The organism is Amycolatopsis sp. cmx-11-32, assembly GCF_047608695.1.
Taxonomy (GTDB): Bacteria; Actinomycetota; Actinomycetes; order Mycobacteriales; family Pseudonocardiaceae; genus Amycolatopsis.
The window spans coordinates 41,254-50,342 of sequence record NZ_JADNQN010000022.1; the positions used below are offsets into that span (position 1 = coordinate 41,254).

General features: G+C 66.7%; 9 protein-coding genes and 1 pseudogene. 7 read left to right on the top strand and 3 right to left on the bottom strand.

Going from position 1 to position 9,089, the window contains the following annotated elements; translation table 11 throughout:
- Window positions 1–92: 92 nt before the first annotated feature.
- From ACM6LR_RS37920 to ACM6LR_RS37945, 6 genes are all read left to right on the top strand, one after another.
- Complete coding sequence (locus ACM6LR_RS37920; RefSeq protein WP_414945511.1) at window positions 93–1,151, top strand: GlxA family transcriptional regulator; 1,059 nt, start codon at window positions 93–95, stop codon at window positions 1,149–1,151.
- 410 nt (window positions 1,152–1,561) lie between these two features.
- Window positions 1,562–1,915 carry an MmcQ/YjbR family DNA-binding protein gene (locus ACM6LR_RS37925; RefSeq protein ID WP_414945512.1) on the top strand — a complete coding sequence of 118 codons (354 nt, stop codon included), beginning with the start codon at window positions 1,562–1,564 and terminating at the stop codon, window positions 1,913–1,915.
- An 87-nt stretch (window positions 1,916–2,002) separates the two neighbouring features.
- Window positions 2,003–3,214: a GNAT family N-acetyltransferase gene (locus ACM6LR_RS37930; RefSeq protein WP_414945513.1), complete on the top strand. Its 1,212-nt coding sequence runs from the start codon at window positions 2,003–2,005 to the stop codon at window positions 3,212–3,214.
- 218 nt (window positions 3,215–3,432) lie between these two features.
- Entirely contained in the window at window positions 3,433–4,152 is a 720-nt protein-coding gene (locus ACM6LR_RS37935; protein ID WP_414942515.1) for a hypothetical protein, read from the top strand.
- Between the two features lie 236 nt (window positions 4,153–4,388).
- The gene (locus tag ACM6LR_RS37940; protein ID WP_414942516.1) at window positions 4,389–4,745 is read left to right on the top strand and encodes an NUDIX hydrolase; all 357 of its coding nucleotides are present in this window, start codon (window positions 4,389–4,391) and stop codon (window positions 4,743–4,745) included.
- Between the two features lie 181 nt (window positions 4,746–4,926).
- Entirely contained in the window at window positions 4,927–6,009 is a 1,083-nt protein-coding gene (locus tag ACM6LR_RS37945) for a helix-turn-helix transcriptional regulator (RefSeq protein WP_414942517.1), read from the top strand.
- 85 nt (window positions 6,010–6,094) lie between these two features.
- On the opposite strand, the gene ACM6LR_RS37950 is transcribed toward ACM6LR_RS37945, so the two are convergent.
- Window positions 6,095–6,304 (bottom strand): hypothetical protein, encoded by a 210-nt coding sequence (locus ACM6LR_RS37950; RefSeq protein WP_414942518.1) that lies wholly within the window; start codon window positions 6,302–6,304, stop codon window positions 6,095–6,097.
- Window positions 6,305–6,918: 614 nt separating this feature from the next.
- Here ACM6LR_RS37950 and ACM6LR_RS37955 point away from each other — a divergent pair.
- Complete coding sequence (locus tag ACM6LR_RS37955) at window positions 6,919–7,185, top strand: YkvA family protein (protein ID WP_414942519.1); 267 nt, start codon at window positions 6,919–6,921, stop codon at window positions 7,183–7,185.
- Between the two features lie 701 nt (window positions 7,186–7,886).
- On the opposite strand, the gene ACM6LR_RS37960 is transcribed toward ACM6LR_RS37955, so the two are convergent.
- Together ACM6LR_RS37960 and ACM6LR_RS37965 are read right to left on the bottom strand one after the other, a co-directional pair.
- Window positions 7,887–8,213, bottom strand: coding sequence for a hypothetical protein (locus ACM6LR_RS37960; protein WP_414945514.1), 327 nt, complete (start codon window positions 8,211–8,213; stop codon window positions 7,887–7,889).
- A gap of 119 nt (window positions 8,214–8,332) precedes the next feature.
- Window positions 8,333–8,484: pseudogene (locus tag ACM6LR_RS37965) on the bottom strand (chaplin family protein); the annotation flags it as partial.
- Window positions 8,485–9,089 lie beyond the last annotated feature (605 nt).

Genomic DNA, 9,089 nt, shown 5'->3' on the forward strand with positions numbered 1-9,089 from the left:
TCCGCGGTTTCGGTCGAGGTCATGTGGTCATCCTGGCCGGACGCCCGATCTACGACGATGGCAAGAAGGTCATCTTCCGATATGTTCTTGCCATGCCCCCCGACTCTGCCGTCCCCCGCGCCGCGTCGTCCCGGGCCCGTGACCTCGCCGACCGCGCGACCGAACTCGACCGCCGGATGCGCCGCCGCCCGCGGCCGGACGCACACAAGGTCGTCGTCCTTGTCCTCGACGGCGTCTACCCCTTCGAACTCGGCATCCCGCACCGAGTTCTGGGATCAGCCGGTGGCCGCTACGAGGTACTGTCCGCGAGCGTGGACGGACAGCCCGTACGCACCGACGCGGACCTGACCGTCACCCCCGGACACGGTCCCGAGGTACTGCCCGAGGCGGACACCCTCGTCATCCCGCCGTACGCGATCTTCCCGGCCTCGGCCGCCTCCCCGGACCCGCGGGCCGTCGCAGCCCTGTCCCGCGTGCGCCCTGGCGCCCGTTTGGTGTCCATCTGCACCGGTGCCTTCCTGCTGGCCGCGGTTGGTCTGCTGGACGGGCGGCGGGCCACCACCCACTGGGCGCTGGCCGACTACTTCCGGGAACTGTTCCCGCAGGTCGAGCTCGATGCCGACGTGCTGTTCGTCGACCACGGCGACGTGCTGACCTCAGCCGGGGCGGCGAGCGGGGTCGACGTTTGCCTGCACCTGGTGCGCCAGGACCACGGCAGCGAGGTGGCCAACCAGGTCGCCCGCCAGTGCGTCGTGCCGCCGTACCGGGACGGCGGTCAGGCGCAGTACATCGAAAAGCCCGTGCCGTCGGCGAGCACGACCGGCACCGGGCCGACGCGTGACTGGGCGCTGCAGCGCCTCGAATCGCCACTGTCGCTGGACGAACTGGCCACCCACGCGGCGATGAGCACCCGTACCTTCGCCCGGCGCTTCCGCGAGGAAACCGGCATGAGTCCCGGTCGCTGGCTGACCCAGCACCAGCTGCGGCGGGCGCGGCACCTGCTGGAGTCCAGCGACCTCCCGGTGGATCGAGTCGCCCACGAGGTCGGCTTCGCCACCGCCACCTCGCTACGTCGACACCTGGCGGCGGAAGCGGGGGTCGCCCCGTCGACCTACCGGCACACCTTCCGCGCGTCGGACGCGGCGAGGTAGAACCAAGCTCAGCACCCGCAACACCGACCGATCACGGCCGCAGGAGCACTTTCGCGCTCCCACGGCTGAACACGTTTGCCTGTCCGTACCTGCACGCTTCTCTCCGCGCGCCGACACAGCGCGAACCCGCACCAGCCAAAGCCGCGCGAACACCGGCTGATTTCAGGTCAGCGCCACCAGCCGGCATGGCCCTAACCGGGCCTGGGACAACGGCAGTAACGGGTGTATGACGAACGCTCGCCCATCGGCATGTGAGGAGACGGACAACCGCGGCCGCGCTTTAACCACCGCACCAGCAAGCGTTTCATGATCCGATCCATGACGGCGGCCCTGACCGGCGGCTATCCGCCGAATGGACCGGTCTTGCGGGGCTGGTCTCGCCCTATGACGCCTGCCGCGCTGGAGAAACTGTGTTCGGACTTCCCCGGTTCCCGCCAAGAGTTCCCGTTCGCCGAGAACACCAGTGTCTTCAAGGTGGCGGGGAAATCTTCGCGCTCACCCCGTTGTCGGCGAAGCCGTTGCGGGTGAGCCTCAAAAGCGACCCCGATCTCGCGGTCCAGTTCCGCACGGCCCATCCGGCGATCACCGCCGGTTACCACCTGAACAAACGACATTGGAACACCGTTGTCCTGGACCGATCGGTACCGGACGAGCTGGTCCGGGAGACGATCGAGAATTCCTACGACTTCGTGGTCGCTCAGCTTTCCAAGCGGGAGAAAGAGAAACTGAAGTGGATCGCGCTGTCCAGCGAGCGAACGAAATAAGCTTCCGGGTACAGGTACGCACGAGAAGTGGTGCTTCCACTGGCAAATCAAGTGGTCAGGTGCCGACCATGACCGTACGGTGAGCCCATGTACGCCGGGCTCACGCAGCGCATCGAGGCGAACCTCGCCGAACATGCCTGTCATCTGCATCGCCACACCGAAGGCATGACTGTCACGGAAACCGACGATGTGGTGATCGCCGACAGCGGTATCGAAGGCGATGTCAGCACCGGTGCCGACACCTTCAACATCGTCGCGAATGCTCGTTTCGCGCCGGACGAAAGGGAAAACCGCCTCTCCTTCATAGCGTTCAAGCTGCGTCTGACCGGCCGCGCCTTCTCATGGTGGGCAGGCCCGAATTCCGCGGACCTGCCGTTCGACTACGTCGAGCTGGCTGCAGGGGAGAGGGAAGCCGCGATGTGGGCCCACACTGCGGAAGTCCCCGCCGGAGGCTCGCACCCGGGCCTGGAGATCCGCCGGGTCCGCACACCCGAGGAACTCGCCAGCTACGCCCGGATCCTGGCAGCCAACTGGAACCCACCCGCCGCCGCCGTGATCGAGTTCTACGACCGTGTGGCCCCGTCCGCCCTCGCCGAGGACAGCCCGGCGCACTATCTGATCGGTTACCACCACGGCGAGCCGGTGTGCTCAGGCGAAACGTTCCTGCACGCCAAGGTCGCCGGTATCTACAACATCTCCACCCTGGCCGCCTTCCGCCGCCGGGGATTCGGCGGCGTCATGACCTTGGCCGCAGTGGACAGCGCTCGCGCCACCGGATACGACACCGTGGCGCTTCAAGCGTCCGCCGAGGGCGAGCCGATGTACCGTAAGCTCGGTTTCCGTGCCGGCGGCTGGTTCACCGAGTACCCCGTCTCGATCGTTCCGTTGGAGAACCGCGGCTTCACCACGCGGGAGCAGCTGATCTCCGTTGGCTTCGAATACGTCCACGTGGAAAACGAGCGCTACGACGGCCCGCAAGCCGGTGTCGCCGACATCTCCGGCGTTCCGCACTATTTCATCAGGCTGAACTGCTTCTTCGAGGACGGCGACGAGTTCTCCGTCTGGCCGATCGACGACGAGAGTCTCGCCCTCGAACAGGAAGCCTGGCGCGTCTGGGTGAAGGCATGGGATGCGGGGGACCATATGCCCGCGCGCCTCGATGAACTGGAAGCCCTGCTGAAGGCTCGCCGTAGCACGCCGCCCGCCACCGCGCGGACGATGTTCGCGCAATGGCGTTATGACGAACGCGAGGAGCGCCACGACGACAACGGCCCCACCTACCTGATGCGCTGGCGCTAGTACTGCGGGACGAAGGCTTCGGCCGTTGAGCGGCTGGGCGACGGGGCGTTGCCGCTGGTGAACTGTAACCCTGCGGCCCGCTCGTAAGCCGCATCCCAAACGACCCTCAGGACGAAACCCGGCGGCATCGAAAAACACTCGCTCATCGGCATGACAGGACGTTGGCAGGATGCGGACAGCAGCGCCGGAACCGCGTGCCGGAGGGCTAGCCTGCGCTCGTGGAGCGACAGGGGCAGCAGCAGTGGTTTCCGGATTTCCCGTCCCAGCCCGGTTACCCGGCGCCTTCGCCGAAACGGCGTCGCACGGGGATGATCGCCGGGATCACCGTCGGCGTGCTGGTGGTGATCGCTGGTCTGGTGGCCGGGCTGCTGGTGTTCCTGAACAGCAAGGACGACAGCGCTGCCTCATCCTGGCCTATCAGCGAGAGCAGTACCTCCCGAACCCCGCCGGCGCCCGGCTGGAAGACGCTGGACCTCGGGCTGGGCGTGTTCGTCGAGGTGCCACCCACCTGGCAGCCGGTCGATGGAACCTACATCCCGGACGTTCGAACCCGAGGCGCGCGGTACAAACCGGGCTACTGCGCAGCGAATCCGAAAGCCATCCTCGGCCAGCTTTACCTCGACCGGGCGCGTACCACCGATCCGATGGCGGCCGCGGCGGACGCGTTGATGTATCGGGGAACGCGGGCTTTCCGCAGCGGCGGTCAGGTGTCTTCCGGCCCTGTCGGACGCCGCCCGGACGGCGGGGCGCAGGTGCAGGGCACGGTCACCCCGCACGGCAGGGACGACTGCGACCCGCCGTCGACCACCTACCGGGTGGTCGCCTTGCCCACCGCGCAGGGGACGCTGCTGGTCGTGGTGTGGGGTGACCTGCAGATGCCGGACTCGCCTGCCGAAGACGATCTCACCAGGATCGCGGACAGCGCGCGCCTCGGGTGACCGGGCTCCGCTTTTCCCTTCAAGAGAACGACTCAAAACGCTCACGCACATCCCGATGACCGTCCACAAGGGACACGAGGCAGGGAACCGCCCAACGTGCGCTTCGCGGCATGAGAGTGCGTTCGCCGGTCGCTCACTGTCGGTGTCCACTGACAGATTGTCAGCGGTCTGTCTCGCCAGGTGCCTGCTACGGTTCTGATCACCTCGTCCACCCTGTGCAGGGAGGTCTGCCGGCGATGCCTGACTACCCGGTCTCCATCAAAGGCGTCGTCGTGCGCGCGGGCCGCGTGCTGCTCCTGCACAACGAACGCGACGAATGGGAACTGCCCGGCGGCCGCGTCGAACTCGGCGAGACCCCCGAGCGATGCGTTGCCCGCGAGATCCACAAGGAGACGCGGATCAGCGTCGACGTCGTGGAGATCCTCGATTCGTGGATGTACCACATCGCCGTGGCGAAGAAGAACGTGTTCATCGTGACCTACGGCTGCCGTGCCACCACCGACGAGGTCCCGGGCCTGGTCATGCCGGACGGCTACAAACGTTCGATCGCGGCCTGGTTTCACCGGCTCGCCGCGGACAGTGCGGTCGGGTAGGTCTGTTGTGGACCAGCGGTGCGAACGCTGCGGACACCGCCTCAGCGGCGTCGAAACTTCGGCAGTGTGTCCGGCCTGCCGCAGCGGCATCGCTTCCCTCATCACCGCACCGTCCCGGCTCGCTCCGGCAGTGTGGATGTGGTCCGATCCCGCCGCAGCCACGGCGTTCGCCTCCCGAGACTTGCCGACCAACCTGCGCGCCTACCGCGCCATTAACGACCTGTCCCAACAGGAACTCGCCCAGCTGCTGGACTACGACAAGTCGTACATCGCGATGATCGAGACAGGGAAGCGGTCCTTCGACGGGGTCCGCGCCAGACAGCACCTGGCGCACCGTCTCGGCCTGCCGTACCACCTTCTCGGCGTCACCGACCCCGACGACGCCGACTTCGCCGCGCTCGTCCAGTTCGGCGACAGCGTCATCCGGCTGGCCGACATCGCCCGGCAAGCCGGCCGCGCCGTCGATGCCGTGAACGAGCTGTGGCCCCTGGTAGCGCGGCTCGAAGCACGCGCCGCGGAAGGCCGCCTCGATCCCCACACCCTCCGGCTGCTGGCCCACGGTCGCCTATCTCTGGGTGTATCTCTGGGCACGGTCCTGCCCGAGGAACGCCTCACCGGCGCCGCTGTCTGGACCGGCAAAGCGCTCCTGCTCGCCCGCCATCTCGACGACCCTGCCTTTCTGGGGCACACCCTGCGCATGCACGGCAACGAACTCCGCAAAGCCGAACGGCTTCCCGCCGCCATCGCCCGCCTCGACCACGCCACCGCCATCGCCACCACACCCGAAGACTGCGGCACCGCATTCGCGCTGCTCGCCCGCGCGGCCGGCGAGGCGCGCCACGAACCACGTTTCACTGCCGCGATCACCGAGTGCCGCCGCGTACTCGACGACACCGCGCACCACGATGGCATGCTGCTGAACCCATTCTCGCTACGCGAAATCCACGCCCGCGGCCTGCTGGCCCTCGACCGTCCCACCGACGCCTTGCACGTCCTGTCCCGACCCGCAGCAGCCGACGCTGCCGCACCACAATGGCAGGTCATCGAACACGTCACCCACGGCGAGACCCTGGCCGCCATGGGAGACCACGCCGGCGCGACCGAAGTACTCAACGACGCGCTCCACGCCGCTGAACAACGACGGCTCCCGCATCAACTCCAACGGGTCCTCCGAGCTGCTAATAGCCACGGTCTTCACACGGTCGCCGCGCACGGACACAGCGCTCTGCAAAGGCTGCGTGCCTTGCTCGCCCCCACAACTTGAGCTGAACGACCCCTCTGCCGACCGAACTACGGTTCGGATCCGAGGCAGTCGCAGTTCCGATCCTCGGATCCAGTTGAAACATGACCTACTCGATCTCATTGCTCACCACCGGTGCCCGGCACTCCGCCCGCGGCGTCCAGGGCGACGTCAACGAGCAGGTCAGTAGGGCCCGGTCGTCCCAGTTCGCGTACACGAACGGCCATGCCGCGGCCGCGGCCGCGGCACCCTGCTCGGCGAGATGCCGCGTGTTGCGGACCCGCTCGCCACCGGACGAGGACGCCAACCGAACGACCACCTTCGCCGTCCCTTAGCTCGGTCACCTGGGCGATGGTCACCGCCCGCTCTGGGAAATCACCACATCGGCTAGCGCAAACACATCTGGCAGCTCGAGCCCGAAGCAACCGACCGGTAGATATCCGGATGGCGGGGCCCGCAGGTAGCGCGGACGCGTGTTCTCGCCGAGCGTCCAGGGAGGCGGTTCCGCACTGGTGCACGACGTTGGCCTGCTGGCGTTGGCCTGCTTGAGCCGCCACGGAGTGTTCTCCGAGACGAGCTCGTTGATCTGCCTGGCGCCCACACTCGTCGCCGGTGACATTCGCCCTTTTCTCCGCGGCCGCAGATGGTAAGCGAGGTGAGCCATTCACGCTGTATATTAACCGGTTTCTGGTGGCGGTGATGGCCTAGTCGACGGTGGAGGTCAGTAGGCCTCGGTGTGCCACTCGTGTGGCACCCGTGGCACTCTGGGCTGGAGGTCGCCTGCCCGGTTTGCTCAACTTGTGTCCCAGCTGAGGTCCTGAATCTGGAGGCGCCAGCACAGCAAGATCCGTATCGCGGTTGTGCCGCTACGGTGACGGCGTTGTGGTGATGGGAGCGGATCACGTGGAATCTCTGTGGACGACACTTGGCGTGGTGGCCGTAGTGGTGGTCGCCGTCCTCGTTGTGGTCGCGCTATTCCTTGTGGTCAAGCTGGTGCGGAAGCACCGTGAGGTCCATCAGCCGGGCACGCCGGTGCCGACCAAGGTCGCCTACTGGGTTTCCCTGGCCTACACGGTGTTCCCGTTCGACTTGTTGCCCGACCCGGTGTACTTCGACGACATCGTGGTCCTATCCAGCGGGCTGATCTTCGTCAGCAGGTCGCTTACCAAGAAGGCGCGTGACGACCGCCGGGCGGACTGAGCACGGCCGGTCCCTCGGCCCGCCGACGCCGCGGGCTGTGTTCGTCGCGTGCTGCGATTCCACGTTGTGGCCGTATAGCCCGCCGGTTCCGTCGAGGGCCTGAAACGACCCGGGGTGGTCCCGGGACCAGGCGGTGAGACCTCGTGTGCGTCGTCACCGTCATCTGCTCGCGGCCGGTCTTCCGATGGATCGAGTCGCGTTGGTCGGCATGGCCGGCCTGGTATCCGAACGCCCGGACAACGGCCGGTTCTGTGGCGGTGAGTTGCGCTGTTCGCCGGTCACGGTGGCGCTATTGTTCCCGTTTACTGGTCAGGACGTGTGCGACGTGGCGACGTGGCCGTTGATGATGAGGGTGAGACGTGGTCAGAGAGAGTCGGAACGCCCCCACCACCAAAGGTCACTGAAACTATCTCTGGTACTACGGCGACTGCCTGTGCCCGCGGCTCACCCCCGAGGCTCGTGTACTCGCCGACCCCGTGCTCGGTTTCCGCTTGGGGATGCCCCTTGAGGCAGCTCCGGCACCAGCAGCCACCCGGACGAGCACCACCCCACCCGGGCGACACACCGGCATCACTGGGGTCAATCACGTCCGCCGGGACAACAACACCGCACTCCGACCCGATACCCCACCGGCTCGACCGCCACCTGGAACGAGACCTTCACGTTCACCGCCGCCCCGTACGACGTCCTGCAACTCGCGGTCACGCCGAGGACTCCCAGGTCCTGGGCACCGAGGTCGTACCCGTCTGGATACACGGCGGGATCCCGTCCCAGAACGGTTGGGCGCCGGGTGTCTCCGGGGTGAACGTCTCCTCCGCCACCGCGGCCCGATCGCCGTAGCGAGCGCATAAGGCGCCGCTGACATGCGAGTCCTCACCCTGGCGGCCGGTGGCCGCACCGGGAAGTGCCCAACCCGGCCTGCTCCAAACCAGGACGGCCCAGCGATGGTCAGTGGATCTCTTGTGGAGGGAGACGATCGTGCCTACGGTCGCGGTGAGGTCGGTCCTGCGGCACTCAGCGTCGAGCACCGGCTGTGGATGCGCACGTCCCGTGGTGGCGCAGGTGTTCGTGTCCGTTCGGAAAACGACCATTCGCCGGTGTCTTGACTAGAATTCCCGCTGGCTGCAGTTCCCGCCGGCCCCGCGTTCTATTGCTTGTTGCAGAGGTTGCCGTTAGTCGGAATGAGCAGTGCTAGCACGTCGATGCTGTTCGCGCAGAGATTGACCGGGACGTTGACTGCACCTGGACGGCATTGCCTGACAGGAGTCCGGGCGAGCCGATCTCCGCTCCATTCGGAGTGTTCTCACCTGCAGAAGCTGTTGATCGACCGGCAACGGCATCGAGAGGGCGGGTTCCGCGGCGGCCGCGGTCGCGATGAAGCCACCGAACGCGGCAGCGCCGGTGGTCAGGACGGTGACGATACGTCGAGCGGAGCCCATAATATTTCGCGCGTTGCGTAGCGGATCAGTCACAGCCGAGTTACCCGATGTCACACTCCATCCACATGATTGGCCCATTTGGAGTAGTGGCCTAGCAAGCGTCGGCCACCGTGGGACTCAACGCCGTGGAAGCCACAAGCACAATCATTTGCCGCTCGGGACACGATTGTGGTCACCAGTCGGCCAAGAGAGTTGTCACCAGGTGCCGCCGCGCCCAACGTCGATGACGGTTTCACGGTGGGAACACCACCAGGGGGACACCGTCGGCAGCTGGGACGGGGTGTTATGTCAGCCACCACCGGTGCAGTTGCCATATCCGAACGTGCTCTATTCGCCGGTGGTTGGCCGCGTCGCCGGATTCGGTCAGCGCAATGCATGAGACGGCCGGTGGCCCGGTGACGCGCGGTGCCGGAACGGCTACCATGCCGGGTGTTCCTGACGATCGGCGAGGAGAGCCACTTCCGA

What these genes read in the sequence shown, in the direction of transcription:
- ACM6LR_RS37920 (WP_414945511.1), top strand. Translation starts at nt 93, where the DNA reads ATGCCCCCCGACTCTGCCGTCCCCCGCGCCGCGTCGTCCCGGGCCCGT.
- ACM6LR_RS37930 (WP_414945513.1), top strand. Translation starts at nt 2,003, where the DNA reads ATGTACGCCGGGCTCACGCAGCGCATCGAGGCGAACCTCGCCGAACAT.
- ACM6LR_RS37940 (WP_414942516.1), top strand. Translation starts at nt 4,389, where the DNA reads ATGCCTGACTACCCGGTCTCCATCAAAGGCGTCGTCGTGCGCGCGGGC.